23 protein-coding genes and 3 pseudogenes are annotated in these 25,926 nt (G+C 61.0%); 19 read left to right on the plus strand and 7 right to left on the minus strand.

Annotated elements, in window-relative coordinates; genetic code table 11:
- The 7 genes and pseudogenes from EN949_RS06335 to EN949_RS06365 all read left to right on the plus strand — a co-directional run.
- A pseudogene (locus EN949_RS06335) lies at nt 1–628 on the plus strand (hydantoinase/oxoprolinase family protein); the annotation flags it as partial.
- Nucleotides 629–647: 19 nt separating this feature from the next.
- On the plus strand, nt 648–1,115 hold the full coding sequence (locus EN949_RS06340; protein ID WP_127367550.1) for a hypothetical protein: 468 nt from the start codon (nt 648–650) through the stop codon (nt 1,113–1,115).
- Nucleotides 1,091–1,759, plus strand: a complete 669-nt coding sequence (gene folE / locus EN949_RS06345; protein WP_127370789.1) for a GTP cyclohydrolase I FolE — start codon at nt 1,091–1,093, stop codon at nt 1,757–1,759. Before EN949_RS06340 ends, folE begins: the two co-directional genes overlap by 25 nt.
- 58 nt (nt 1,760–1,817) lie before the next feature.
- Nucleotides 1,818–2,498, plus strand: a complete 681-nt coding sequence (locus EN949_RS06350) for an RNA polymerase sigma factor (RefSeq protein WP_127366891.1) — start codon at nt 1,818–1,820, stop codon at nt 2,496–2,498.
- Nucleotides 2,499–2,615: 117 nt separating this feature from the next.
- The gene (locus EN949_RS06355) at nt 2,616–3,140 is read left to right on the plus strand and encodes a DUF4142 domain-containing protein (RefSeq protein WP_127366892.1); all 525 of its coding nucleotides are present in this window, start codon (nt 2,616–2,618) and stop codon (nt 3,138–3,140) included.
- Entirely contained in the window at nt 3,137–3,463 is a 327-nt protein-coding gene (locus EN949_RS06360) for a cupredoxin family copper-binding protein (RefSeq protein ID WP_206519124.1), read from the plus strand. The genes EN949_RS06355 and EN949_RS06360 overlap by 4 nt, the downstream gene beginning before the upstream one ends.
- Nucleotides 3,464–4,049: 586 nt before the next feature.
- Nucleotides 4,050–4,309 (plus strand): annotated as a pseudogene (locus tag EN949_RS06365) (hypothetical protein); the annotation flags it as partial.
- A gap of 405 nt (nt 4,310–4,714) precedes the next feature.
- On the opposite strand, the gene EN949_RS37055 reads toward EN949_RS06365, so the two are convergent.
- Nucleotides 4,715–4,840, minus strand: a complete 126-nt coding sequence (locus EN949_RS37055; protein ID WP_263499051.1) for a hypothetical protein — start codon at nt 4,838–4,840, stop codon at nt 4,715–4,717.
- Between the two features lie 540 nt (nt 4,841–5,380).
- On the opposite strand from EN949_RS37055, the gene EN949_RS37215 reads away from it, so the two are divergent.
- Both EN949_RS37215 and EN949_RS06380 read left to right on the plus strand, forming a co-directional pair.
- Nucleotides 5,381–5,683 (plus strand): DUF1127 domain-containing protein, encoded by a 303-nt coding sequence (locus EN949_RS37215; RefSeq protein ID WP_084015936.1) that lies wholly within the window; start codon nt 5,381–5,383, stop codon nt 5,681–5,683.
- A 1,515-nt stretch (nt 5,684–7,198) separates the two neighbouring features.
- Nucleotides 7,199–7,768, plus strand: a complete 570-nt coding sequence (locus EN949_RS06380; protein ID WP_245472373.1) for a DUF488 domain-containing protein — start codon at nt 7,199–7,201, stop codon at nt 7,766–7,768.
- A 30-nt stretch (nt 7,769–7,798) separates the two neighbouring features.
- Here EN949_RS06380 and pgm read toward each other — a convergent pair whose 3' ends face one another.
- From pgm to EN949_RS06405, 5 genes are read right to left on the minus strand one after another with little or no spacing between them, the layout of a single operon-like run.
- Nucleotides 7,799–9,457, minus strand: a complete 1,659-nt coding sequence (gene pgm, locus EN949_RS06385) for a phosphoglucomutase (alpha-D-glucose-1,6-bisphosphate-dependent) (protein WP_206523617.1) — start codon at nt 9,455–9,457, stop codon at nt 7,799–7,801.
- A gap of 13 nt (nt 9,458–9,470) precedes the next feature.
- Nucleotides 9,471–11,576: a transketolase gene (gene tkt / locus EN949_RS06390; protein ID WP_064994318.1), complete on the minus strand. Its 2,106-nt coding sequence runs from the start codon at nt 11,574–11,576 to the stop codon at nt 9,471–9,473.
- 38 nt (nt 11,577–11,614) lie between these two features.
- Entirely contained in the window at nt 11,615–13,267 is a 1,653-nt protein-coding gene (gene pgi / locus EN949_RS06395) for a glucose-6-phosphate isomerase (protein WP_245461855.1), read from the minus strand.
- The gene (tal, locus tag EN949_RS06400; RefSeq protein WP_064994320.1) at nt 13,264–14,361 is read right to left on the minus strand and encodes a transaldolase; all 1,098 of its coding nucleotides are present in this window, start codon (nt 14,359–14,361) and stop codon (nt 13,264–13,266) included. The genes pgi and tal overlap by 4 nt, the downstream gene beginning before the upstream one ends.
- Before the next feature lie 43 nt (nt 14,362–14,404).
- Nucleotides 14,405–14,656 (minus strand): DUF982 domain-containing protein, encoded by a 252-nt coding sequence (locus tag EN949_RS06405; RefSeq protein WP_084015940.1) that lies wholly within the window; start codon nt 14,654–14,656, stop codon nt 14,405–14,407.
- 704 nt (nt 14,657–15,360) lie between these two features.
- Here EN949_RS06405 and EN949_RS06410 point away from each other — a divergent pair.
- The 5 genes and pseudogenes from EN949_RS06410 to EN949_RS36130 form a co-directional block, all read left to right on the plus strand.
- Nucleotides 15,361–16,764 (plus strand): cytochrome ubiquinol oxidase subunit I, encoded by a 1,404-nt coding sequence (locus tag EN949_RS06410; RefSeq protein ID WP_127370996.1) that lies wholly within the window; start codon nt 15,361–15,363, stop codon nt 16,762–16,764.
- A complete protein-coding gene (gene cydB / locus EN949_RS06415) occupies nt 16,761–17,771 on the plus strand; it encodes a cytochrome d ubiquinol oxidase subunit II (RefSeq protein WP_127366896.1) in 1,011 nt (336 codons plus the stop codon). The genes EN949_RS06410 and cydB overlap by 4 nt, the downstream gene beginning before the upstream one ends.
- Nucleotides 17,772–18,040: 269 nt before the next feature.
- Nucleotides 18,041–18,613 carry an NADPH-dependent FMN reductase gene (locus EN949_RS06420; RefSeq protein WP_064994348.1) on the plus strand — a complete coding sequence of 191 codons (573 nt, stop codon included), beginning with the start codon at nt 18,041–18,043 and terminating at the stop codon, nt 18,611–18,613.
- 259 nt (nt 18,614–18,872) lie between these two features.
- A complete protein-coding gene (locus EN949_RS37060; protein ID WP_280953742.1) occupies nt 18,873–19,007 on the plus strand; it encodes a hypothetical protein in 135 nt (44 codons plus the stop codon).
- Nucleotides 19,008–19,273: 266 nt separating this feature from the next.
- Nucleotides 19,274–19,412 (plus strand): annotated as a pseudogene (locus tag EN949_RS36130) (IS21-like element helper ATPase IstB); the annotation flags it as partial.
- Nucleotides 19,413–19,522: 110 nt separating this feature from the next.
- Here the strand turns inward: EN949_RS36130 and EN949_RS06435 are convergent.
- A complete protein-coding gene (locus EN949_RS06435) occupies nt 19,523–20,401 on the minus strand; it encodes a GNAT family N-acetyltransferase (protein WP_064994322.1) in 879 nt (292 codons plus the stop codon).
- A 228-nt stretch (nt 20,402–20,629) separates the two neighbouring features.
- On the opposite strand from EN949_RS06435, the gene argE reads away from it, so the two are divergent.
- The 5 genes from argE to EN949_RS06460 all read left to right on the plus strand — a co-directional run bounded on the left by argE (nt 20,630) and on the right by EN949_RS06460 (nt 25,832).
- Nucleotides 20,630–21,754, plus strand: a complete 1,125-nt coding sequence (argE, locus tag EN949_RS06440) for an acetylornithine deacetylase (RefSeq protein WP_127370997.1) — start codon at nt 20,630–20,632, stop codon at nt 21,752–21,754.
- Between the two features lie 16 nt (nt 21,755–21,770).
- Nucleotides 21,771–22,694 carry a glyoxylate/hydroxypyruvate reductase A gene (locus tag EN949_RS06445; RefSeq protein WP_064994323.1) on the plus strand — a complete coding sequence of 308 codons (924 nt, stop codon included), beginning with the start codon at nt 21,771–21,773 and terminating at the stop codon, nt 22,692–22,694.
- A 15-nt stretch (nt 22,695–22,709) separates the two neighbouring features.
- Nucleotides 22,710–23,066, plus strand: coding sequence for a cupin domain-containing protein (locus EN949_RS06450; protein WP_064994324.1), 357 nt, complete (start codon nt 22,710–22,712; stop codon nt 23,064–23,066).
- Nucleotides 23,067–23,292: 226 nt separating this feature from the next.
- Complete coding sequence (locus tag EN949_RS06455) at nt 23,293–24,336, plus strand: tartrate dehydrogenase (RefSeq protein ID WP_127366092.1); 1,044 nt, start codon at nt 23,293–23,295, stop codon at nt 24,334–24,336.
- Between the two features lie 20 nt (nt 24,337–24,356).
- Nucleotides 24,357–25,832, plus strand: a complete 1,476-nt coding sequence (locus tag EN949_RS06460; RefSeq protein WP_064994326.1) for an NAD-dependent succinate-semialdehyde dehydrogenase — start codon at nt 24,357–24,359, stop codon at nt 25,830–25,832.
- Nucleotides 25,833–25,926: the final 94 nt, after the last annotated feature.

Consider the following 25,926-nt stretch of genomic DNA (forward strand, 5'->3'; position numbering starts at 1 on the left):
CAAGCGCGACGGCCAAGGGCATCGTGTCGCCAAAGGAGCGGAAGCATTTTCCGAGATGGTCCTCATCGCCGTCACCCGGCGTTCTGCAGAAGCCATTCTTGAAACAGTCTTTGCCGAGGACGGGCTGGATGGCGGCGTCTCTGTTGCCAATCCGCTGGTTCAGCGTGCCGTTGGCCGACGAGGCGGCATGGCGCAGCTGTCGATCGCACTCGACCGGCCGGTGATCGGCCTCGGCGCTTCGGCATCGCTTCACTACGCGGGGCTGCCGCCGATCCTCGGCAATGCGTGCAAGATCGCCGAACACGCCGACGTCGCCAATGCGCTAGGCGCGGTGGTCGGGCAGGTACGGATGTCAGCGGAAGCCCGCGTCAGCCAGCCGGAGATCGGGCTTTTCCGTCTCAATTCCGGCCTGCGGCTGGACGATTTTGACACCGAGGACGAAGCAATGGCCGCCGCCGAAGCCCACATTCGCGCTCTGGCGGCAGGTCTCGCCGAGCGCGCCGGGACCGATCAGGCTCGGATCGAGATCTCACGGGACATAAGGGTTGCCACAATCGAGGGCGAGCGCAGTTTCGTCGAAGCCATCGTCGTCGCGACAGCCACCGGGCCGCCGCGGATCGCGTCCTGACCCGGATAGGGGCCGCCCTGTGGCCACGGCCGGAACGTTGCGCAGGCTGGAGCCCTTCGCCGATCTGAAGACCGATATAGGCCCTGGTGCAAATGAATACTCCGCACGCCAGCGGGACTTTGCAGTGGGTGCATGTGCCGTCGACCGCCAGCAAATGGTCGCCGACGCGTACCAGGACCACCAGCTGACCGGCGGCATCGGCATTATCGCGATTGCCACGATGAACACACCAACAGCGAGGGGTCGGTTTCCGCGGGCTGTTTCGATGCCATCTTGGTTCTCCTTCACGATCCTGACGGCGTGCGTCGACCATGCGCCAGACATGAAATTGGATGCAGCGCTTTTCGAAAAGTTCCCGTGGTTCGCCACGGATGGGAACCTTCCTCCTGGGTGTCGTGCCAGTCGGGAACCAATCCTCGCCAGCCGCATCCAATGGTTTCGAGCGTGGAACTGGAGAGACCGATGGACCTGCATTCGCAAATTCTGAACGACACCGAAGATGGCGTGTCGGCCTCCGCCGAAGCAAATTCAGTGGGAGACGGCCAACCCAGAGCAGTCGGCCGCGTCCGGCCGACGCGCTTCGATGCTGAGGCCGCGGTCAGGACGCTGATCTCTTGGGCCGGCGACGATCCGGCCCGACCCGGTCTTATCGATACTCCTGCGCGTGTCGTTCGTGCCTATGAAGAGTGGTTTGCCGGCTATCGGCAAGATCCTGTGAGACTGCTCGAACGGACGTTCGATGAAATCGGCGGCTATAACCAGGCGGTCGAACTGCACGACATAGCGTTTCATTCTTTCTGCGAGCACCACATGGCCGCAATCCACGGCAAGGCGTACATCGCCTACATGCCCCTCAACCGCGTGGTGGGCATCTCCAAATTGGCAAGGGTCGTCGAGGCTTGCGCTCGCCGCTTGCAGGTACAGGAGCGGCTCACGGATGATATCGCTTGCGCGATCGAGGATGCCCTGCAGCCGGGTGGAGTGGCCGTCGTGCTTGTGGCCGAGCATGGCTGCATGACATCGCGCGGCGTCCACGCGCACGGCACCCGCATGGTCACCAAACGCATGCTCGGCGTTTTCGAGACGAACATCGATCTGAGGCGCGAATTCCTGTCGTCGATTCCGGTGTGACGAATTTTCAGGAACCTTGTTGTCGAGACCAATCTCTTGAAGGGCAAGGAGACTGCTCATGTCGTACGTTCGGCGAGACGCGACCGAAATCATCGCTGCCTCTGGCGACCTGGAATTGACGCAGCGAGCCCTGGCGCGCGACGGCGCTGCCTTTCGCACCATCATCAAGACGCATAACCAGCGGCTTTACCGCATCGCGCGCGGCGTGGTGCGCAATGACAGCGAGGCCGAGGACATCGTCCAGGAGGCCTATGTCAGGGCCTTTGCCCATCTCGGCAGTTTTCGCGGCGATGCCTCGCTCGGCACGTGGCTGTCGCGCATCGTCATCAACGAAGCGCTCGGCCGGTTGCGTAAAAGACGGCGATCGGTGGCGATGCCCGAGAACCCGCAGGCCGAGATTATCCAGTTTCCCCTCAACCCCAGCGATGATCCGGAGCGGACAATGGCGCAACGGCAAATCCTGGCCCTTGTCGAACGGGCGACCGACAGCCTTCCAGATCTCTACAGGATGGTGTTCGTGGCGCGGGTGATCGAGGGCCTGAGCATTGAAGAGACTTCAGAACTACTCGGCGTGCGGCCCGAAACCGTCAAGACCCGCCTGCATCGCGCTCGCGCCCTGCTGCGCAAGGCGCTGGATGACCAGATCGGGCCGGTGCTGCTCGACGCCTTCCCCTTCGCTGGCCGGCGCTGCGAAGGGTTGACCGCTGCCGTGATGAAGCGGCTCGGCCTGGAAGGCTGACCCATTTTCTGATTTGGCGGATTTTCGCGGGAACGTTTGCCGCCGCGCTGCATCCAATGATGCGTCAACCGGAAACGAAGCCCGAGGCGATCCCCGCATCCGGGCGAAGGAGATGTCATGCTTATTCGTCACACCGCCGCTCTGGCCGCCTGGCTGCTGCTTGGCACTGCCCCGCTTGCGCAAGCCGCCGACAAACCAACCGACCCGCAGATCGCCCACATCGCCTATACAGCCGGCGTGATCGATGTCGAGGCGGCCAAGCAAGCGCTCAAGAAGTCGAAGAACAAGGAGGTGCTCGCCTTCGCCAAGGACATGGTCCGCGACCATGAGGCGGTGAATGTCCAAGCGCTCGACCTGGTCAAGAAACTCAAGGTGACGCCGGAAGACAACGCCACCAGCAAGGCGCTGACCAAAGCCGCCGCGGAGGAGCGGGCCAAGCTCGCCAAGCTCAAGGGAGCGGCCTTCGACAAGGCCTATGTCGACAACGAGGTAGCCTATCACAAGCAGGTCGACGACGCTCTCCAAACGCTCCTGATTCCCTCTGCGAGCAACGCCGAGCTCAAGGATCTGCTGGAGACCGGCCTGAAGATATTCCAAGGCCATGAACAACATGCCGAACATGTCGCCGGCATGCTGAAATGAGAACAGCGCTGATGATGCCGAAACGGCAACTGTGGATTGCACTGGCGCTAACAATCGTCGCCGCGCCGGTGAAGGCCGAAACCATCCAGGTCACCATCGACAAGCTGGTGTTCTCGCCAGTGACCGTCGAGGCGAAGGTTGGCGACACGATCGAGTGGGTAAACAAGGACGTGTTTGCCCACACAGCCACCGTGAAGGGTGGCTGGGATGTGATGATCCCGCCGAAGAAGTCCGGAAGCCTGAGATTGAAGGCCGCGGGAGCGGTCAACTATTTCTGCCGCTTCCACCCCAACATGAAGGGCCGCATCACGGTGGCGCCATAGCTGGAGCGTGGGATCGCGGCAGGCGTCGCGATCCAACAATTCGGGGGGGCGTCGTGCCCAAGGAGGTTACGCAGGCAAAGACCGCTTTGTCTTTGCGGGCGGCGACAGATTCGGCGCCACTCAGGTTGGCATTCTGCGCTCGCTCGCGCGCCGCGGCAATTGCAGCGTATATGGTTGTCGGTTCGAGAGTTGGCGCACTGAACGAGGCCTACTATGCTGGCGATCTCACGATGGAAGGAAACCCGGATCGAGACTATCTGGCGTGGATTGGGCCGGCGCGACGTCTTTCCGTTGACATGGAAAGTGAACCGGATGAAGCGGTCTCGCGTATGGGAGGGTAACGTTCAAGGCCATGCCGACCCCTTCTGATACGCCAGCATCAGCGAAGCAAGCACGAAAGAAGCGACAGTCCAATCGAAGGACTGGCGATATCTGGCTGTAGCGGAAGGACAGTGTCGATCGGTCCCGCCTGATCACGCCGAAGCACACTGGCACCGACGGCATGGTCTCTGACTAGCGCTCAGAGCCGTAAATGGGTCGCCTTTATCAAGAACCGCTTCGAGGCGCTGCTGAGGGAGATCTTCGAATGACGGCCGCTATCCTTTGCGGCCATCATGGACTAGCAGCTCATGCTCGTTTCGCCATCGGCTGCTACGTCTACCGAGTGGTCCGGGCCCGCGCACGCAGGACCGGGTGCTCTGCCTCGGCGCGATGTAGGTCTGCGCGATGCTCCTTGCGCTCACTGCCGGCACCCGCACTGGAAGCGAGGTGTATTTCGAAGGGCGTCCTAGGATCCATGTCGAGCAAGCGCTCGCCAAGTTCCTCATGCGCGGGGAGGTGATCGAATGCTCCAAGCCGCCGACCTGCCGCCGTGGGCTGCCTGCCGACCCCCCTGCTTCTGATCGGAGTGGTGCTTACCCTTGCCGGAGCCATCGCAACACTGCGATTCGGCAGCTTTTGCTAGCGAATCCACGTACCTACACTTGGCCTCGGCTGGGGAACGGGCGCGACCGCGCTTGCTCAATCGTCTTCTTGTCGGCGCTCGGTTCCCGCGTCGGAGCCCGCGAACTGCTGGTCGCCGCCTTCGTCACGGTCACCTGATGCTCATTGCCCGGGCAGCACGTTTCCGTGACAGGACCGCAGGGAAGACGGGCATCCCTTCGAGGTCAGAGGTGAGGCAGGCTTGCGGACATGCGTCGAACACGCTGCGGCGGCACCGGATAAGTGATGCCGCCGCAGTCATTACGAGCGTCAGCGGCGACGACCGGCCAAATTTGGGCCCGCAACGATCGCCGACACCGAAGTCGCCGCCTGACCCTTGACCTCCTTGTCCTGCTTCGGTTTGCGGGTTTCGCGGTTGCCCTTCCTCTTTGCCATTCCTTGTCTCCTTGCTGGCAAGCACTGTGCGGCCCCCGGTCGACGGCCGGCAGCGCGCTTCGTGCGAAAACGATGAAGCTGCAGGATCCCCTGGCCAGGCGGATACTCCCCGCGCGGCCAGGGTTACCGGCGCGTTTTGCGCCGCTTTCGGAACGTTAGGGAGCTTGGAGGAGGTGTGTTCATGACCTCATTATGGGAACGTCGGATGCAGAAGTCCAAGATGGCTGGCCGATACCGGCCGTTTCGCGTCCAAAGGCCGCACGCGGCGCGCTTCGATTGAATTTCCGTGTAGGAGCCCCATCTACGATGCATGGTAATCGCAGGTCGTCACAAGAAGTTTCTGGTCGTTTCGGCGTTCCTCCTGACGCGTTCCTAGCCCGAGCGGCAAGGGCGCGCCCGCCCGCCGTCTCGGGAACAAATCCCACCCAGTCCGACATCGTATCCGGTCGTTCAGCGGCCGGCTTGTCGGCATGTCCATGACCAAGCTCGCATGAGGTTCCGCCATGTGCGGCCGCGGGCTACTTCGGCGGAGAGACCAACATGTCCAAAATCGACCGCACTTATCCATCGGCATCAGAACGCGGGTCCGAACGCAAGTCCAGAACCACAGTGCGGCAGCTGTTCCTTCGTGCCATCCGCCAATGGCAGCGGAGCCGCGCGATCAACGAACTCTCGCGACTGGACAACAGGCAACTCGAGGACATTGGCATTTCGCGCAACCACATCCCGCGGGTGGTTGAGGGTCTTTTCAGTCCAGAAGGAGCCAAACCTCTCCCAATGGCGGACTACCTGGGCGAGAGCCCGGTAATCGTGGCGGAATCCTATATTCCCCGGAGGGCCTGACATGGACACGATCACAAAGACCATCATAGCCGTAGGTCTTCTCGGCCTGATGGTGACCGCGTTCGCGATGCTCTGAGGGGCATCGGTGGCGCATTCCCGCAGTTGAAGTCGGGATGAAGTAGGGATGAAGTAGGCAGGACAGCATGTGCATGGAGACGTTCATCAGGATTTCGAGGCTTGCCGGGAGGGTCGCGTCCTTTCCCGGAGCAAACTCTTTGACCCTGAATCCCGCACCTAACCTGCTCCGGAGCATTCCAGGCAAAGCGGTTTGGCGCCGAGCGCCGCATCGATGGAGCGTGTCATGAGAACCGTCCGAACGAGGCAGGTGTGCCTCTCCTGCAATAGCCTCTTGCCCCGCGCCGCAGTCCGCTGCCCCTGGTGCATCTCGTCGACCGTCACTCCTGCCGCGATTGCGGATCACTGCGCGTCGGGGACGAGGCCCGGCGGACGAGCAAGCCGGGCCCAGGTGCTGCAGTGAGACCGGCCAATGCGATGCCGGTCCCGCCGACCCTGATCGATCGCGCCCGAAACGCCGCCACTTCGGCGGAGCGGGGAACGTGGGCGCTTGGGGAGGTCGCCCGGACATCATCCTCTATCCATCCCGCTACGAAGCGCGAGGCGCTCTGGCCTCTCGGGTCTGCTCGCCGAAAGGGGCGGGCAAGCCGGGAAGCCGTGTTGGCTGCCCTGCTGCGGCGGGAGCGCCGCGGGCCGACATACATCGGCGGCGGAATCGCGATGCCGCACGGACGAAATGACGAGTCCCTGCTGCCAGCGGCGGCAGTCCTCCGTCTCCGGCAACCTGTGCACTACGCTACGGCGGACGGCGACATGGCGGACATCCTCGTAGCCGTCCCGTGGCCGAAGGGGGTCTCGTCAGGATACGTGCCGACGCTCGCCCGCCCGTTCGTCGGCCAGCGGACAAGGCACGCAAGGAATGCCGCAGACTTCACTTCGCCCCCGCCGAAGTCGGAGCGGGCCACGTCGGAGAAGGGAAACTACATCGGCGAGCGCATCATGTAGACCATCTCGGTGCCGGACAAGATGATCGCGGCTGATGCCTAGCCGCTGCAACCAAACCCTGGATCCATGCTGCGGTACTGTGGGCGTGGTGATGGGCTTCTTCGCCTTGTGCCGCCCTTGGGGCGAGCATGGTGGCAAGGGGCGCTCTATCTCCTAATCTCCGACGCCGTCTATAGCGCTCATCCGTGGTTGCGTTCGGCACGCCGGTCATCGGCGTCAGTCTGTGCACACGAACGATCGTGCCGCTGCCCCCCCCTGGGCTTCCGAATTCCAGCTCACGTAACGCTGACTCGAGCCATGTGGCTCGACCAAGGGTGACAGGGATTCTCGCGCGAGACGCCATTCCGCACCTGGATGGCGCAATCGAATGGCGATGATCCACCACTCAACCTTTGCACGCGAATTCGGTTCCAGCGATCGCTTCCCGATGCAGGGGTCTTTTTTGATCTGCGCGATAAACAGGCTACAATCCGCGTCGAGGTGGCCAAGGTCGCCGTGCGCCGTCAGATTGGAATCGAAACGAACAGCTTCTTCACCATAGGCCATTCCACGCGTACGATCGTCGAGTTCGCCGAACTGCTTAGGGAGTCTCGTGTCGATTTCGTTGTCGATGTGAGGTCGATGCCGCGCTCGCGCACCAATCCGCAGTTTAACGAAGACAGCCTTCCGGGAGCGTTGGCGCCGTGGCAGATCGGCTATAAGCATGTCGCTGCGCTTGGCGGCTTGCGGGGCAAGGCGCGGGGGGCGGAACCTTCCCCCAATAGCTATTGGCGCGTACGTGGTTTTCGCAACTACGCGGACTATGCGCTGACCGAGCCGTTCGCCAAAGGCTTGGCGCAACTGCGAGAGCTCGGCAGCCGGCATCGCTGCGCAATGATGTGCGCGGAAGCCGTCTGGTGGCGCTGCCACCGCCGCATCATTTCCGACTACCTGCTCGGAGAAGGCGAACGGGTCATGCACATCCTTGGGGTCGGTCATGTCGAGGAGGCCAGCCTGACGCCAGGCGCTGTCGTGCGCGATGATGGAACGATCGTTTACCCCGGGGAGCATCTCCTCGGGACGTAAGCATGGGTCATCACAAGCCGTGCAGCCGGTTCAGCTTCCTTTGGTTGCCCCGAGCGCATGGTCGACGGTCGTCTGCGCCTCGGCCAGGATGGCGCGCAGGTGGTCCTGTCCGCGAAAACTCTCAGCGTAGATCTTGTAGATATCCTCGGTACCTGACGGGCGCGCGGCGAACCAACCGTTTTCCGTGGCCACCTTGACGCCGCCGATTTCGGCATTGTTGCCCGGTGCCCGGCTGAGCACCGACCGGATCGGTTCGCCAGCCAAGATCTTCGACGTGATCTCATGCGGCGAGAGCTTCGACAGTTTCTCTTTTTGTGCTGGGGTTGCCGTTGCCTGGAGCCGGTCGGCGACCGGTTCGCCCAATGCCTTCGTCAGGTCGCGATAGACCTCGCCGGGATCGCGACCCATCCTTGCCATGATCTCGGCCGACAGCAACGCCGGCACGATGCCATCCTTGTCGGTCGTCCAGACGGCGCCATTGCGGCGCATGAACGTCGCACCAGCGCTTTCCTCGCCGCAAAAGCCCATCGAGCCGTCCTGAAGGCCCTCGGCGAACCATTTGAACCCGACCGGCACTTCATACAGTCTGCGCTTCAGCCTGGCGCTGACGCGATCAATCATCTGGCTGCTCACCACCGTTTTTCCAACAGCGGTGTCCTTGCGCCATTCAGGGCGATGCTGGAACAGGTAATCAATCGCCACCGACAAGTAATGATTGGCCGGCAGCAGCCCGGCACTGCGCGTGACGATGCCGTGCCGGTCGTGATCGGTGTCGCATGCGAAAGCGATGTCGAATTGATCCTTCAGGCTGATAAGGCCTTGCATGGCATAAGCTGAAGACGGGTCCATGCGGATCTGGCCATCCCAATCAACCGTCATGAAACGAAAAGTGGGATCGACGTGGCGATTGACGATGGTCAGGTCGAGTTTATAGCGGTCGGCTATGGCGGGCCAGTAGTGGACTCCCGCGCCGCCGAGCGGGTCGACGCCCATGCGAACATGCGCTCCCCGAATGGCGTCCATGTCGATGACATTGCCGAGATCGTTCACGTAAGCGTTCAGGAAATCGTGGGCATGGACTGTAGGCGCATGGAGGGCCTTCTCGAACGGCATCCGCCGCACGCCTTTCAGGCCGTTGCCAAGCAGCTCATTGGCCTGTTGTTCGATCCAGCCGGTGACATCGGTATCCGCCGGCCCGCCATTGGGCGGGTTGTACTTGAAACCTCCGTCGCCGGGTGGGTTGTGCGACGGCGTGATGACGATGCCATCGGCAAGCCCGGTCTTGCGGCCTTTGTTGTAGATGAGGATTGCGTGAGAGACGGCAGGGGTGGGCGTATACTCGCCACCGGCCGCCATCATCACCTCCGCCCCGTTCGCGGCCAGCACTTCCAGTGCGCTCGCAAACGCCGGTTCCGACAGCGCATGTGTATCGATGCCGATGAAGATCGGGCCGTCGATGCCCCGTAGCTTGCGGTACAGACAGATGGCCTGGCTGATTGCCAGAACATGTGCTTCGTTGAACGTTCTTTCGACTGCAGACCCGCGGTGCCCGGACGTCCCGAATGCCACGCGCTGCAACGGGTCGGCAAGGTCCGGCGCTTGGCTATAGTAGGCCGTGACAAGCCTGGGGACATTGACCAGCAGGTCGGGCGGGGGCGGCTTTCCGGCCAATGGACTGATGTTCATGATCGTGCTGATTGCCTCATTTGGTGAAAGCCGCACTGCCTGGAGCTTGAATGCCCGCAATTTGCGCCTTGGCAGCCGCAACGACGTGTGCGGGCTCGAATCCGAAGTGTTTTGCGACGACCTTTGATGGAGCGGACAGGCCGAAGCTATGCAGAGCCAGGATGGCGCCGTCGAAGCCGGTATACCGTTCCCATCCGAAACCGGATGCTTCCTCCACTGCCACGCGGGCGGTTATCGTTGGCGGCAGGACGGTGTCGCGATACTCCTTTGGTTGGCTTTCAAACAATTCCCATGACGGCATGCTGACGACGCGTGCCTTGATGCCCTCGGCCTTCAACTGTTCATAGCCCGTCACGCACAGCGCGACTTCGCTGCCGGTCGCCAGCAGCAGGACGTCGGGTCGGGCGTCGGGAGCATCGGCCAGTACATAAGCGCCCCGTGCCACGCCGCCTGCGTTTGCGTAGATCGAGCGATCGAGCGTCGGCACCCGCTGTCGCGTCAGTACGAGGCAGACGGGCCTGTCCTTGAGATGAATGATGACCTTCCATGCCTCCATGACCTCATTCGCATCCGCCGGGCGCAGCACGATCATGCCGGGCATGGCGCGGAACGAGGCAAGCTGCTCGATGGGCTGGTGGGTTGGCCCGTCCTCGCCGAGACTGATGGAATCGTGGGTCCAGATGGAGATGAGCGGGAGTTCCATCATCGAGCTCAGCCGCAGCGCCGCGCGGCAATAGTCGGTGAAGATCAGGAAGCTGGAGACGAACGGCCGCAGCTTCGACAGGCTCATGCCGTTGCCGATGGCGCACATGGCATGTTCGCGCAGGCCAAAGTGGAAATTCCGCCCGCGGTAGCTGACGGCCTGGTCACCCTCGGGCGCCTGAAAGTTGCCGGCGAAATCGAATTCGAGGTTCGTCTTGGTTGACGGCGACAGGTCTGCCGCGCCACCCAGCAGCCATGGCAAATGTTCCGCAATAGCGTTCAACACCTGGCCGGACGATTCACGTGTCGCGAGGCCTTTCGCGTCGGCTGAGAAGGCGGGCAACGTGGCGTCCCACCCGGGAGCAACTTCACGTCGCTGCATCTGATCGATCTGTTCGGCCAGGTCAGGATATTGTTTGCGATAGGCAGCGAACAATTTTCGCCAGGCGGCATGAGCGGCGTCCCCACGCTTGCCCATATGTGAGCGGAAATGCGCCACGACCCCGTCCGGAACCTTGAAATCGGCGTCCGGATCCCAGCCGTAGAATTCCTTCGTCAGCCGAACTTCTTCGGCGCCCAGGGGCTCGCCATGCGCTTTGCTGGTGTCATGCTTGTGCGGCGCGCCATAACCGATATGACTTTGAACGATGATCAGCGTGGGGCGGTCATGCGTATCGATGAACATCTGATACGCCTTGCCCAGCAACACCAGATCGTTTGCATCGCTTACCCGCTCGACATGCCATCCGTACGCAAGGAAGCGGGTTGCCACGTCTTCGGTGAAGGTAAGGCCAGTCGGCCCCTCGATGGTGATGTGATTGTCGTCATAAATCCAGCAGAGGTTCGACAATTTGAGGTGTCCAGCCAGCGATGCCGCCTCGTTGCTGAGCCCCTCCATCATGTCGCCGTCGCTGCACAGCGCATAGACAGTGTGCGAGAACAGATCATAATCGGGTCGATTGTAGGTGGCCGCCAGCCACCGTTCAGCAATTGCCATGCCGACGCTTGTGGCGGCACCTTGTCCGAGTGGCCCCGTGGTCGTTTCCACGCCCGAGGTCCAGCCAAATTCGGGATGTCCAGTGCAATGGCTGCCTGCCTGGCGGAACGACTTGAGATCGTCCAACGTCACGGCCAGCCGGTCGCTCGATGGATAGGCCGGCCCTTTTGCCTTGACGCCGCACACATGAAGCAGGCTGTAGAGCAGAGCGCAGGCGTGACCGGCCGACAGCACGAAACGGTCGCGGTTCGGCCAGTCGGGATCGGCTGGATCATAGCGCAGGAAGTGTTGCCACAGGCAGTAGGCGACTGGCGCGGCATCCAGCGGCGTTCCGGGATGGCCGGAATTTGCCTTCTGGACCGCGTCGATGGAAAGCATCCGCAGCGTGTTGATGCAAAGCTGGTCGAGTTGCGCCTGTACCATATTTTTTCCGATCGGAGTCTTGCGGTCCGGCTGTCGATTCAGTGCTTCTTGATCCGGCGATAGCGCTCGATCAAAGCATTGGTCGAGCTGTCATGTTGAAGATTTGGGGTCGCGGAAACTTCCAGTTCAGGGATTGTTTTCTCGGCCAGCGCCTTGCCCAGCTCAACGCCCCATTGGTCAAACGAGTCGATGCTCCAGATGACGCCTTGCGTGAAGACGCTGTGCTCGTAGAGCGCCACCAGGCTGCCTAGTATCTTTGGCGTCAGGCGCTCGGCAAGCAACGTATTGGTAGGGCGGTTGCCTTCGAAGGTGCGGTGCGGAACCAGCCAATCCGGCGTCCCTTCCGCTCGGACTTCCCCTTCCGTTATGCCGAAAGCCAGCGCCTCGGTCTGTGCGAAGAGATTTGCCATCAGGAGATCGTGGTGGCGTCCCAGCGGATTCAATGCCTGGCAAAACCCGATGAAGTCGCACGGAACGAGCTTGGTGCCTTGATGAATGAGTTGGTAGAAAGAGTGCTGCCCGTTGGTGCCAGGTTCGCCCCAATAGATCGGCCCTGTTTGGTAGTCGACTTTCGTGCCGCCAAGCGTGACGTGCTTGCCATTGCTCTCCATCGTCAGTTGCTGGAGATAGGCGGGAAAACGCTTCAGATATTGCTCGTAGGGAAGCACCGCGACCGTCTGCGCTTCGAAGAAATTGTTGTACCAGACCGCGAGCAGACCCATCAGAGCCGGCAGGTTCTGATCGAACCGTGCAGTGCGAAAATGCTGGTCCATGTCATGGAAGCCCGACAGCATCGCCTGGAAATTTTCCGCCCCGACGGCGAGCATGGTGGATAGGCCTATCGCCGAATCCATTGAATAGCGGCCGCCGTCCCAATCCCACATGCCGAACATCTGTTCGGTGTCGATGCCGAATTTGGCGACCCCTTCGGTATTGGTCGAGACGGCGACGAAATGCCGGGCCACCGCCCGCTCGTCGCCCAGCTTGCGCAGCACCCATTGACGGGCCGTATGGGCGTTGGTCAGCGTTTCCAACGTTTTGAACGTCTTCGAGCAGATGATGAACAGCGTTTCTTCAGGATTCAGATCTCGCGTCGCTTCCGCGAAATCGGTACCGTCGATGTTCGAGATGAAGCGGAAAATCATGTCGCGCCGGCTGTAGTGGCGCAGCGCTTCATAGGCCATGACCGGCCCGAGGTCAGAGCCGCCGATGCCGATATTGATGACGTTGCGGATCGGCAGGCCTGAATGGCCGCGCCATGCGCCGCTGTGGATCTTGTTCGTGAAATCAGCCATCTTGCCGAGCACCGCGTGCACTTCCGGCACGACGTCGATACCGTCAACTAAAATTCGCTCGCCAATTGGCGCGCGCAGCGCCGTGTGAAGCACAGCACGCTGCTCGGTCACATTGATCTTCTGACCGCTGAACATCGCTTCGATGCGCTCACGCAACCCGGAGGCCTCGGCAAGTTCAATGAGAAGCTGGACCGTCTCAGGCGTGATGCGGTTTTTCGAATAGTCGAGATAAAGTCCGCAGGCGTCGACGGTGAACTGCGTGCCACGTCGGGGATCATCTGCGAAGAGCTGTCGCAGATGCAAAGGGCGCACTTCCTGACAATGCGCCAGCAACGCCTGCCATGCTGAAAGCTCCGTGAGCGGCAATGTCCTGGCCGCAAGAAGCGCGCTCATCATCTGCCGGCCGAACCGTGGCGATGTAACTGCTCGCTCTTCAAGGCAATCACCGCCATCAGATCGGCCCATGATTTGGTGAAGGATTGCGCGCCTTCCAACTGGAGCTGCGCGGCAAGCGCCTGAATGTCGACGCCGGCTTTTGCGAAATCGCCAAGCACGGTTTCGCTGTCGCCGCCATCCTCCCGCATGATGCCGCGCAACACACCCTCTTTCGAAAACGCATGGAGTGTCTTCTCTGGAATGGTGTTGATGGTAGCAGGCGCGGCGAGCGCTTCGATATAATAGGATTGCGGAAGCTGCGGATCCTTGGTGCCGGTGCTCGCCCATAGCAGACGCTGGGAAAGTGCGCCGGCATCGGCCAGCTTGCGCCATCCGGAAGAGGCAAGCCGCTCCCGGTAGGCTTTATAGACTTGCCCGGATATGGCGATACCGAGACGGTTCCGCAGCGCGGGGTTAACCTTATCCATGACCGCCTTGTCCCAGCGGCTGACGAAGATTGAGGCGACAGAGGCGATCTTCGGGTCGAGCCCGGCGTCAATCCGTCGCTGAATGCCTCGGCAATACGCGTCGGCCGCCGCCACATACTGCTCGCACGAAAACAGCAGGGTGACATTCACGGGCACGCCGGCGAAGATCGATTCCTCTATGGCCTCGACACCTGCGGGCGTGCCCGGAATCTTGATGAACAGGTTGGAACACTCCGCCTGCCCATGCAACCGCTTGGCGGCTTCGACAGTGGCGCCGGCATCGTTAGCCAGCAAAGGCGACACTTCCAGGGAAACCCAGCCATCGATGCCGCCCGTCACTTCGTGGACCGGACCAAAAAGTGCTGCGGCTTGCTTCAAATCTTCCAGCGCCAATTCGAAGAATAGCTGCTCGCCCGCTTTGCCTTCTCTGGCTTTTCGACGTAGGGCCTCGTCGTAAGCGGCACTGTTACGAATGGCTTCATCGAAAATTGTGGGGTTCGATGTCAATCCGGTCACCGAAAATTCGGTGCAATAGCGCTGAAGGGTGCCACTGCTCAACAGATCGCGGGTGATGTTGTCCAACCAAAGGCTCTGGCCGAGTTCGTGCAATCGGGTTGTTGCGTTCATTGTGACCTCGCTAGTGGCGGGAAATGGTCCATCCCGGCATTGTCTATTGGTTCGCACAATCGACCAACATGTGCGCTTCCCGCGCTGCGTCGATGAACGCATTTCCTGCGACGTCGGCGGGAACACTGCCGTTCAAGGCCTGTCGGCACGCCGGTTTCGCAGATCGGCGCTTGTCGCTTCTTTCACTGCGCCAATGACCGTTGAGCAGGTCAAAAGCTTGCCGAGTGTTCATAAGGTTTCGGATGTCGCCGCTTATGGCGGTGGCGACAGAAAGTGGCTTGGAAGACCAATACATGGGACAGGCCTCGGATTGGCTGAACCCACGCAACGCGCTTCCTCGGGGGAAGTTTCATCAACCGGCATCACCCTTGCGTGAAACCAGGGTGTGTGAGTATGGCGCCGAAATGAAAAACCCACCTTGGCGGCGGGTCGCGGGCGCAAATCAGCACTATGCCCGTATTAGCAGCACAGTTGCCGGGTCACTAAGCAACCGGGTCGTGCACCGGGGTCGGTCGCAGCCTTGCCTGTACAGCCTCGGTGAACAGGGGCAGCCGGGTCAGCCGATCATCATCTCGCTCACCGACGTACAGGCTTAGGAACGTTTCCGCCAGGCTGGACGGACCTTCGGCCATATCTTCGCATAGTGCAGTTGCAGGACTGAATCCCAGCAAATCCGCTCCAAGTTGCCGGCTTCGACAGTAGGCCTTGCGATCAATTCTTTGCAGTCGCGAACGGGAGGCGCCCCGACTGTCACATTTCGACGCAGCAGTCGCTGGACAACTCCTTTGGCTGTCTCCGTCGAAAGGCTTACCAGGGTAATATTTGGTGGTCTGGTTCGAGGTTGACGGCCAGACAGAAGAGCGGTTTCCAATCCTTGTATCGACACCGACGCCGATTTCTATAGCTTGATCACGGCTTTGAATCGAGGCGTGATCTCTGTGGCGGCTGCTGCAGCATATGAAGTGATTCTCACCAGCTTGGCATCGGGAGAGACGAGTAATGGATTTTGATCCTGTATTCCTGTCGCGACTGCAATTTGCCTGGGTGATCGGCTGGCACATCCTGCTGCCGGCTATTACTGTAGGATTGGCCGCGTTCATCGCGATGCTGGAAGGCCTCAATTTCTTCACCGGAAGGGACATCTATCTCCGCATCTCGACGTTCTGGATCAAAATATTCTCGATTGCTTTCGGCATGGGCGTCGTCACAGGCGTTGTCATGCCTTTCCAGTTCGGCACGAACTGGAGCCGCTTTTCCGACGCGACCGCCAATGTCCTTTCACCGCTTTTCGCCTATGAGGGCCTGACGGCGTTCTTCCTGGAGGCGGCCTTCCTTGGCGTCCTTCTGTTCGGACGGCAGTTGGTGCCACGCTGGGCGCATTTTGTCGCGGCACTGATGGTGGCACTGGGAACTTTGCTTTCTTCCTTCTGGATCCTGTCGGCAAATAGCTGGATGCAGACGCCGGCCGGCTACGAGATCATCGACGGCCGGTTCTTCCCGACCGACTGGTTCAAGGTGGTCTTCAATCCTTCCTTTCCCTACCGGTTGGCGCACACCGTCGTCGCCTTCTTCGTCACGACCGGCTTCGTCGTCATGGGCGTCGGCGCCTATCTGATGCGTCGGGGGAGGTCGGCCGCGGAAGGGCGAACGATGCTGTCGATGACGCTCTGGCTGCTTACAGTGCTGGTCCCACTCCAGATTTTCATCGGCGACCAGCATGGTCTGAACACGCTTGAGCACCAGCCGGCAAAGCTCGCTGCAATCGAAGCGCGTTGGGAAACCGCGCGGCAGGTGCCGTTGACCCTGTTCGCTATTCCCGACGACAAGGGCGAGCGCAACCGATTTGCCATCGACCTTCCATGGCTTGGGAGCCTCATCCTAACCCACCAGCTTGACGGCGAGATCAAGGGCCTTAAGGACTTTCCGGCCGATCAGCGTCCGCCCGTCGCGATCCCATTCTTCGCCTTCCGCATCATGGTCGGCTGCGGCCTGCTGATGCTCGGCCTCGTCCTCTTTGGCGGATGGCTTCGCTGGCGCGGCCGGCTGGACACTTCGCGGGCTTTTCTCACGCTCACTCAGATCGCGGCGCCCATCGGCTTCGTGGCAGTTATCGCAGGTTGGATCACCACCGAGGTCGGACGCCAGCCCTGGACGGTCTACGGCCTTCTGCGTACGGCGGAATCGGTGACACCGTCGCTGACGAGGTCCGATGTTGTGATCTCGCTGCTTGGCTACATCGCCGTCTATCTCATCATCTATCCTGCGGGCCTCTTCCTGATGCTGCGCATCGTGCGCAAAGGCCCATCCATCGTCGCCGATGAGGGCGCTGAGATCGAAGGGGGCAGGCCAGAGGCGCCGGTCCGAGCCGGAGCGGTCGAACTTCGAGAGGGGGAAGTGCGATGAGCCAGGTTCTCGATTTCGTACCGATATGGACGCTGATCCTCGGCATGGCGGTGTTCTTCTACGTGCTTCTGGACGGCTTCGACCTTGGCGTCGGCATGCTTTACGGCTTCGCGCCCGACACGGCGTCCCGCAACACGATCATGAATTCGATCGCTCCGATCTGGGACGGCAACGAGACCTGGCTGGTGCTGGGCGGCCTGGGGCTTCTTGCGGCGTTTCCGCTTGCCTTCGCCATCATCATTCCCGCGGTTTATTTTCCCATTCTCGTCATGCTGCTGGCGCTGGTGTTCCGTGGCGTGGCGTTCGAGTTCCGCTTCCGCGATGCCGAGCACAAGACCTTCTGGGACCACGGTTTCTGCTATGGCTCGGCCGTGGCCACCTTTGCTCAAGGGGTCGTGCTCGGCGCCTTCATCCAGGGTTTCGAGGTCACTGGCAGGCAGTTCTCCGGAGGGTCTTTCGACTTTCTGACGCCGTTCTCGCTTTTGACCGGCTTTGCCCTTCTGTTCGGCTATGGGCTTTTGGGCGCCGGCTGGCTGATCTTAAAGACAAACGGAGCGGTACAGGAAACAGCGCGTCGGCACGGCCGCGTGTGCCTTGTTGGCGTCCTCATCGGTATCGGCTTGGTCAGCATCTGGACCCCATTCATGAGCGAGGCCATCGCCTCGCGCTGGTTTGCCTGGCCCAATGTTCTATATTTGGCCCCGGTGCCCGTAGCGACCGCGGCGGTGGCATTCTTCACGTGGCGGGTGCTGGACAGCGCAAGTGAGATAAAGCCCTTCATCGGCGCCATCGGCCTTTTCATGCTCTCTTACGTCGGTATCGCGATCAGCCTCTTTCCGATGATTGTTCCTTATCATTTCACGCTTTGGGAATCAGCTTCGTCCGAGCGCACCCAGGCTTTCCTCCTTGTTGGCACGCTGGTGCTGCTGCCGGTGATCCTGATGTACACTGGCTGGTCCTACTGGGTGTTTCGCGGCAAGGTCCGTACAGATGTCGGATATCATTGATTTCGTTGTGCGGATCCACTCAGCCGCTTGGTGGCTCGCTGGCAGCTCAAATGAGACTGTGAGCTGCGGTGTGGCACATTCCGTTGACGTCACCTAAAGTCCGCAACCTGTCGCTACGAACCAACAGCGCAGGTACCCGCTCTTCCGATGTTCGCTTCATCGCGTCGTGAACCCTGCAGCAGTTGAATCCAGCAGCTTGTCCTAAATGTGCTGGTGTCCGACTTTGACTGAGCAGATACTGTTTGGGGGCGGCAATATGGGAGTGCCTGATGACCACGCACAAAGTCGGCTATCTGATTGGTAGCCTCGCCACGGCATCGATCAATCGCAAGCTTGCAAAAGCACTAGTGCAGCTTGCTCCACCAGAGCTTGAAATGTCGGAGATTTCCTTCAAGGATTTGCCGCTCTACAGCTACGACTACGATGCTGACTTTCCACCTGTCGCGCGCGCTTTCAAAGACTCTATCGCCGCGGTGGAGGCAGTCCTTTTCATAACGCCCGAGTATAACCGCTCGATCCCAGGTGGGTTGAAGAACGCAATCGACTGGGCCAGCCGCCCTTATGGCAAGAACTCGTTCGCCCGCAAGCCCTCAGCTGTCATTGGGACCTCGCCCGGAACCATAGGGACCGCCGTGGCCCAGCAAAGCCTGCGAAGCGTGCTTAGCTTCTGCAACTCCCCGCAGATGAACGCTCCGGAAGCCTACATTCAGTTCACGCCGGGCCTGATCACGGACGGCGGCGAAGTCACAGTCGAATCCACGCAGGAGTTCTTGCTCAACTACATGGCCGAGTTCCATATGTTCATCGCACGGGTCCTTCAGGTGCTTCCCAAGGATGCCTGATGTTGTCACGGAGCCCCTAGACGGCTTCGATCCGGAGGGGAGGGGGCCTGCTTGCTGCCTTTTGCAACACCGCATTGGATCCGGGCGTGATCGCTATCGGGATTTCGGCCTGACAGACCCCCCTCTGTTAACGGTCGTCTTGTCGCTTATGAAAAGGACCAGGGATGGCTGGTGTGGATAATCAGCCGTGGCGGCTTGCCCATTGGGCCAGCCGGCGCGCACTCTCACAGCTATGGTGGCGGAGCATGTAGAATCGGCCTTGTTCGAACAGTCACTCGGCAACATCGAGGGCCTCAATCGACCGTTCTATGATCGTGTGGCTGACGCCGCGGAAAAAACCGATGGGTCGGTTCTGTTCGATTTTCGCGTCGACGGCGATACCTACGTTCAGTAAATAGCTGCCATGGCGTAGTCGGCACAGCTATAATCGTGATGGGGAAGAACGGACAACTTAGATGCGCATCGGTAACGGGGACACCGCTCCTTTGGTGGCAGAATTGGCTGACTGGAATGCGTTTCCGCTGAGTGAGCAAGCAAAGGTTGATCACCGCGGAACAGCCAGCATCCTGCTAGCGAAGCTCCGTAGTTCCGGTCACTTCGGCCGGGATGGTTGGCGTTCCTAAGCGAGAGTTAGGCGGCATTAGCCACCTTCCTAACGCTCGCGGCCGCTTCTTCAATGTCGTCATCCGAGACCCGCGACGGCCGCCAAGGCAAAATTGCCGATCATCTGACCCGGCTCGACTTCGTCGTGTTCGATGAACTCGGCTATCTCTCCTCCGCCCAATCCGGTGGCCAATTGCGTCTTTAACGCCAGCGCCGCCTATTCGGCGGGCGCTGGTCTCCTACACTCGCTCGCCTGCGCGCACGGCCACGCGGTTGGCGCCTTTCGGTCGCATTGTGGTGCCGCAGTCAACTCAATGCGTGGCCAGCCAATCCATAAACCCACGGCCCGTTTTCTTCCCGGTTCAGGAATCGGCGCCCTTTGGACATGGTCGTAACGGTCTCGGCAATGCCAAGGCCGCACTGGTCGAGAAACGCGGCAAACATGCCTTCTTTCTCCCGCGTATCGACTCGGACGAAGCGTCCTGCAAGATTTCTCAGATGGATGGCTGTAAGATGGACCGCGTCCAGATCGCTGCGCGCGACCATCGGGCCGATCACGTAGCCACGTCCGAATTCGCGACACATGGAATAGCCGACGATCTCGCCGCCACGGCTCAAAGTGCAGATAGAGGCATTCGCTGAAAGCAATGCGAGCAGGCTGGCGCGGTCTGTCCCAAACGCTCGTCTGTCGAGCCCCATGATCTCCTTCAGCCTGTCGCTCGGCAGCGCCTGCAATTCCCCGTCCAAGGCCGGCAGGGCAGGGAGTGCAGGCGGAATCTCTCCTTGGTGCATGAATACGATTCCTTCGGTCGTGAAACCGAGTGAGACATAGAGGGGATAGGCGGCATGGGTGGCGTTGAGCGCCAAATTGCGATCGCCACACTGCTCGAGCACCTGGTCCATGAGCCATCGACCGCCGCCTTGCGCTTGTGTGCGGGGCGTTGTGATCACTACGCCGATGGTGGCGAAATCGTCCCCTTGCGGAAACCACATCGCGCTGCCGAAAACGCGCCCGATGCCGTCTACGGCAACGATGCCGCGGCCCGCGCGGCGCAGAGTGTCCCAGTCCTTCGGCCGATGCGGCCAGCGAACCGAGATCGAGAGCGCGTGGAGCAGATTGACATCGACTTCGTCGATGTCCCGCGCGACCAGTTCGAAAGACTTCAGGCGCACTGATCTCTGCATTTCAGTCGACCTGCTCCCTTTTTCCAAGTCCCACGGTCGCGACCCGTCCTCGCTGACGTGCCGCAGCCGTCTTTTGCCCCATGATTGCACCCGAAAGCCAGCAGGTTTCGCTGGTTCCGGGCCAATATTCGAAATCTTCGGCCAAAGCATACCTTCATTCGGCACGGAATGCTCTCGCCTGCTGCCACACTTGTTGCATCCAGCGAACTGCGAGTGGAGCGGCGCCCTGTGAATGTCGAAGAAATTCTTGCGAGGCTGATCGCGTTCCCCTCGGTCGTGGGCGCGCCCAATGGCGCGATCGTCGATTGGGTGCGTGAATATTGCGAGGCGGCCGGAGCTGAGGTGACGGTCCTTCGCGGCCCGGAAGGCGACCGGTCCAACCTGTTTGTCACAATCGGAGCTCGGCGTGCCCGCGGCTACATCTTGTCGGGCCACATGGATGTCGTGCCGGCCGGTGAACGGGAATGGCACTCGGATCCGTTTGTCCTGCGCCAAGACGGCGCCAGGCTTCACGGTCGGGGCACCTCCGACATGAAGGGGTTTCTCGCCTGCGTGCTGGCCGCGGTGCCGCGGCTCGCGGCGATGAACTTGCCACGGCCAATTCATCTCGCATTCTCCTATGACGAGGAGGCAGGTGCCCGTGGCGTGCCGCATCTCATCGCCGCGCTGCCAAGCCTGTGCGAGAAGCCGCTTGGCGCGATTATCGGTGAGCCGAGCCGGATGGAAGCGGTGCGGGCACACAAAGGCAAGGCGGCCGTGCGGCTCGAAGTGATCGGACGGTCCGGCCATTCTTCACGGCCCGAGCTGGGACTGAATGCCGTGCATGCAATGGCTGGTCTCGTCACGCAGATCGTGGCCTATGGCCAGACCCTTGCGATCGGGCCATTCGACACGGATTTCGCGCCTCCATACTCGTCATTGCAGGTTGGTGTCATCGCCGGCGGCCAATCCGTCAACATCATCCCCGATCGCTGCACCGCCGATATCGAGGTCCGTGCCGTGCCAGGTGTTTCGCCGAGATCCCTGCTCGAGCCGGTAAAGACCCAACTGACGGCTCTACGCGACAGCGGCTTTGAAGTGGCTTGGCATGAGCTGAGTGCGTATCCGGGGCTTTCGCTCCCGCAGGAGAGTGGTTTGGCGGCCCTTCTGGCCGAGTTGACGGGGCGTCAGCCCCTGTCTGCGGTGAGCTACGGAACGGAAGCTGGCCTTTATCAGCAGGCCGGCATCGACGCGATCATCTGCGGCCCCGGCGACATCATCCGGGCTCACCGTGCCAATGAATATATCGAGACCGGCGAACTTGCTGCCTGCCAGAGCATGATCGAGCGTCTCGCCACGCGCCTTGCCGGATAGCAGGAAAGGGCGGTTCATGGCTTTTCTTTTCAATTCCGACCCGGTGCGCGCAGCGGTCTTCCGCAAGGCTTTCGCACGCGAACTACCGGACGTCGAATTGTTCCACAGCAGCGAATGTTTCGACCCGGAGGAGGTGCGCTACCTCCTGACCTGGACGGCGCCAGATGATCTCGCGCGCTATCGCAATCTCGAATTGCTGTTTTCGCTCGGCGCCGGCGTCGACCAGTTCAACCGTGAAAGCCTGCCTCGGCAGGTGAAGCTGGTGCGCATGGTCGAGGACGGCATCATTCGCATGATGCAGGAATATGTCGTTCTTGGCGTGCTGAGCCTCCACCGGGATATGGTGGCGTATCGTGAACAGCAGAAGCGCCAAGCGTGGCGGGGTCTTGCCGCTCCGCAAGCGACCGAACGCCGGGTTGGGTTTCTTGGCCTCGGCATGCTGGCGCAGGCAGCTATCGAGCGATTGCTGCCGTTTCGCTTTCCCCTTGCCGCCTGGAGCCGAAGCAGGAAGGAGATCGAAGGGGTGACCTGCTTTTATGGCGCGGACCAGCTTGCCGGTTTCCTCGCGCGCACGGATATTCTCGTCTGCCTGCTGCCGCTGACGAAAGAAACGCGTGGCATCCTCGATGCGGAACTCTTTTCCCTCCTGCCGGCTGGGGCGAGATTGTTGCATGTCGGCCGCGGGCCGCAGCTAGACCAAACCGCCCTTGTCCAGGCTCTCGATAGCGGGCACCTCACCGCCGCAATGCTCGATGTCACCGATCCCGAGCCACTGCCGGACGGCCATCCGCTCTGGCGGCACCCGAAGGTGGCGATCACGCCGCACATCGCTTCCGTAACGCAAGCAGATTCCGCGGCGCAATCCGTCGTGGACAACATCCGGCGCCACCGCGCCGGAGAAGAACTGATCGGCCTCGTCGATCGGACACGCGGCTACTAACCAGGAAAACATAAAATGTCACTTCTGATCACGATCGACACAGATCCAGCCTTCGCGCCGAAGCAGGCATTGCCGGCTCCAGAGCGGCTCATCTCCGGCAATCCATCCTTCAAGACTTGGGCGCAGGATGCTTCGAAAGGCGAGAAGGTTCTGACCGGCGTCTGGGAGGCGACGCCTGGCGAGACGCATTCTATCAAGGGCACGACCTGCGAGTTCTGCCACATCGTTTCGGGCCTCGTCGAGATCGAGGAGACGGGCGGTGAGACCAAGACTTACCGCAGCGGCGACAGTTTTGTGATGAAGCCCGGCTTTGTCGGCGTCTGGCGCACGATCGAAACCGTGCGCAAGATCTACGTCAGCGTCTATGACTGAGCTCAACGCTCAAGGTCTGGCCGAATAGCGCGCGCGCCGGTTCCAGAACAATCCACTCTCCAAGTCCCGCCCGACGCGATTCGACGCCGTCGGGCGGCTCATCCTCGGCGGAAAATACGGCGCGCTGTCGACTACTGTTCCAAAACCAGGTGCGAGACGCCGCATGTCGCTGCCGTGTTGAGCAAGCTGCGACCTTCGGTACCCATCGGTCTCCAGGAGGATATCAATGAAGGCTTACACGATAGGGCACATCCCAGGCGACGGCATCGGCAAGGAGGTGACCGAGGCTGGATGGGAGGTGCTGCAGGCTGCAGCAAAGCGAGGCGGCTTCGCCCTTGAGGATACAAGGTTCCCATGGTCGTGCGCCTACTATCTGGAAACCGGTGCGATGATGCCCCCTGACGGCGTCGAGATGCTGCGGAAGTTCGATGCAATCTACCTCGGCGCTGTGGGATGGCCAGCAAAGGTGGCCGACTCCGTATCGCTTCACGGACTGCTCCTGCCGATCCGCAAAGGGTTCACGCAGTATGCCAACATACGGCCGCACAGGCTGTTGCCAGGCGTTCAGGGACCTCTTCGCCGTGATGGTTTCGATATACTGTGCATCCGGGAGAACACGGAAGGCGAATACTGCGGCGCTGGTGGGCGCATTCATTCCGGAACGGCCAATGAGGTCGCGATCGAGACGGCAATCTTCACACGTGAGGGTGTCGAAAGAATCCTCCGTTTCGGTTTCGAACAGGCGCGGACGCGCCGCAAGAAGCTCGCATCCGTCACCAAATCCAACGCGCAGAAACATTCCATGGTTTTTTGGGATGAGGTCACGCGTGAGGTGGCGAAAGACTATGCCGATGTGGAGGTCTCGCACTACCACGTCGACGCCATTGCCGCCCGCATGGTCCTGGCGCCTGAAAGCCTCGACGTGATCGTCGCCTCGAATCTTTTTGGCGACATCCTCACGGATATTGGAGCGGCCATTCAGGGCGGGCTGGGTTACGCCGCCTCCGCCAATATCAATCCCGATCGCAGCGCGCCTTCGATGTTCGAGCCGGTCCACGGTTCGGCGCCTGACATCGCGCATCTCGGCATCGCCAATCCGATCGCCGCGATCTGGTCCGGTGCGATGATGCTCGGGCATCTGGGCGAGGGGCAGGCCGCGGCCGAAGTGATGTCGGCGATCGAGTCCGCAACCGCACGCGGGATAGGCACGATTGCAGGCAAGGACACGACTGAAGCAATCACGCAGGCCGTGCTGGCAGGATTAAGCTGAAAGAGCAGAGGAAAAGAACCATGAACGCAATAACGAAGATTGGTTTCCTGAAGGGTGCGGACCTGTTTCGCCAGCGTGGCCTCATTGGCGATGTCTGGCAGCATGCGCACAGCAACGCGACTGTCGATGTGATCGATCCGGCCAGTCTGGAAGTGCTTGGAACCGTGCCCGACATGGGCCGGGATGAGACAAGGGCTGCAATAGATGCAGCGCAGGCGGCGTTCAAGGACTGGAAGGCCAGGACCCATGCCGAACGCGGAGCGCTTCTGGAGCGCTGGCACAGCCTGATACTGGAAAATGAAGAGGACCTGGCGTTGCTGCTGACGCTGGAACAGGGCAAGCCTCTGGCAGAAGCACGCGGTGAAATCCGCTATGGCGCCTCCTTCGTGAAATGGTTCGCCGAAGAAGCACGCCGGATCGGTGGCTCGACCATTCCGTCTCCCACGCCCGATCGCCGCATTCTGGTGCTGAAGGAGGCCGTTGGCGTCTGCGCAATCATCACGCCATGGAATTTCCCTAACGCGATGATTACGCGCAAGGTGGCGCCGGCGCTGGCCGCGGGTTGCACGGTTGTCATCAAGCCGTCGGAATTCACGCCATTTTCGGCGCTGGCGCTCGGCGTACTGGCGGAACGGGCGGGTATTCCTGCCGGCGTGATCAACATTGTGACCGGCATGCCCATTGAAATCGGCAACGAACTGATGGCCAACGAGACGGTGCGCAAGATCTCGTTCACCGGCTCGACCCGCGTCGGAGCGCTGCTCATGCGTGGCGCGGCCGATAGCATCAAGCGGCTCAGCCTCGAGCTCGGCGGCAACGCGCCCTTTATCGTCTTTGATGACGCCGATCTGGGCAATGCAGTCGAGGGGGTGATCGCATCCAAGTTCCGCAATGGCGGTCAAACCTGCGTCTGTGCGAACCGGATTCTCGTGCAGGCGGGCGTTTACGATGCTTTCGCAGAAAAGCTGAGCCAGCGCGTCAACCGAATGAAGGTTGGCGCGGGGACCGACGACGGAACGGAGATTGGCCCGATGATCAATGCGGCCGCCATCGACAAGATCGAGCGTCACATCGCGGATGCACAGGCGAAAGGCGCGCGGATCATCGCCCAGAGCGAGACGGTGCCGGACGGCAAGCAATATGCACGGCCCATCGTGCTGGGAGAGGCTACTACCGAGATGCTGCTGGCATCGGAAGAGACGTTCGGCCCGGTGGCGCCGCTTTTTCGCTTCGAAACGGAGGACGAGGCCATTGCGATCGCGAACGGTACGCCCTTCGGCCTTGCCGCCTACTTCTACACCGAAAATCTCAAGCGGTCATGGCGTGTTGCCGAGGCCCTGGAGTTCGGTATGGTTGGGCTCAACACGGGCATGATCTCGACCGAAGTAGCGCCTTTCGGCGGTGTCAAGCAGTCAGGGGTGGGGCGCGAAGGATCGCAGCTCGGCATCGAGGAATATCTCGAGGTCAAGACGCTTCATGTTGGCGGGCTTAACTAGTTCTGTTGCAAGCAGGTGGAAACACCTTCCAAAGCGTGGAACAACAAGAAAGGGGCGGTGAAAACCGCCCCTTTCTCTGTATTGCGACCAGTGC

The organism is Mesorhizobium sp. M7A.F.Ca.US.007.01.2.1 (assembly GCF_003998165.1).
Classification (GTDB): Bacteria; Pseudomonadota; Alphaproteobacteria; order Rhizobiales; family Rhizobiaceae; genus Mesorhizobium; species Mesorhizobium ciceri.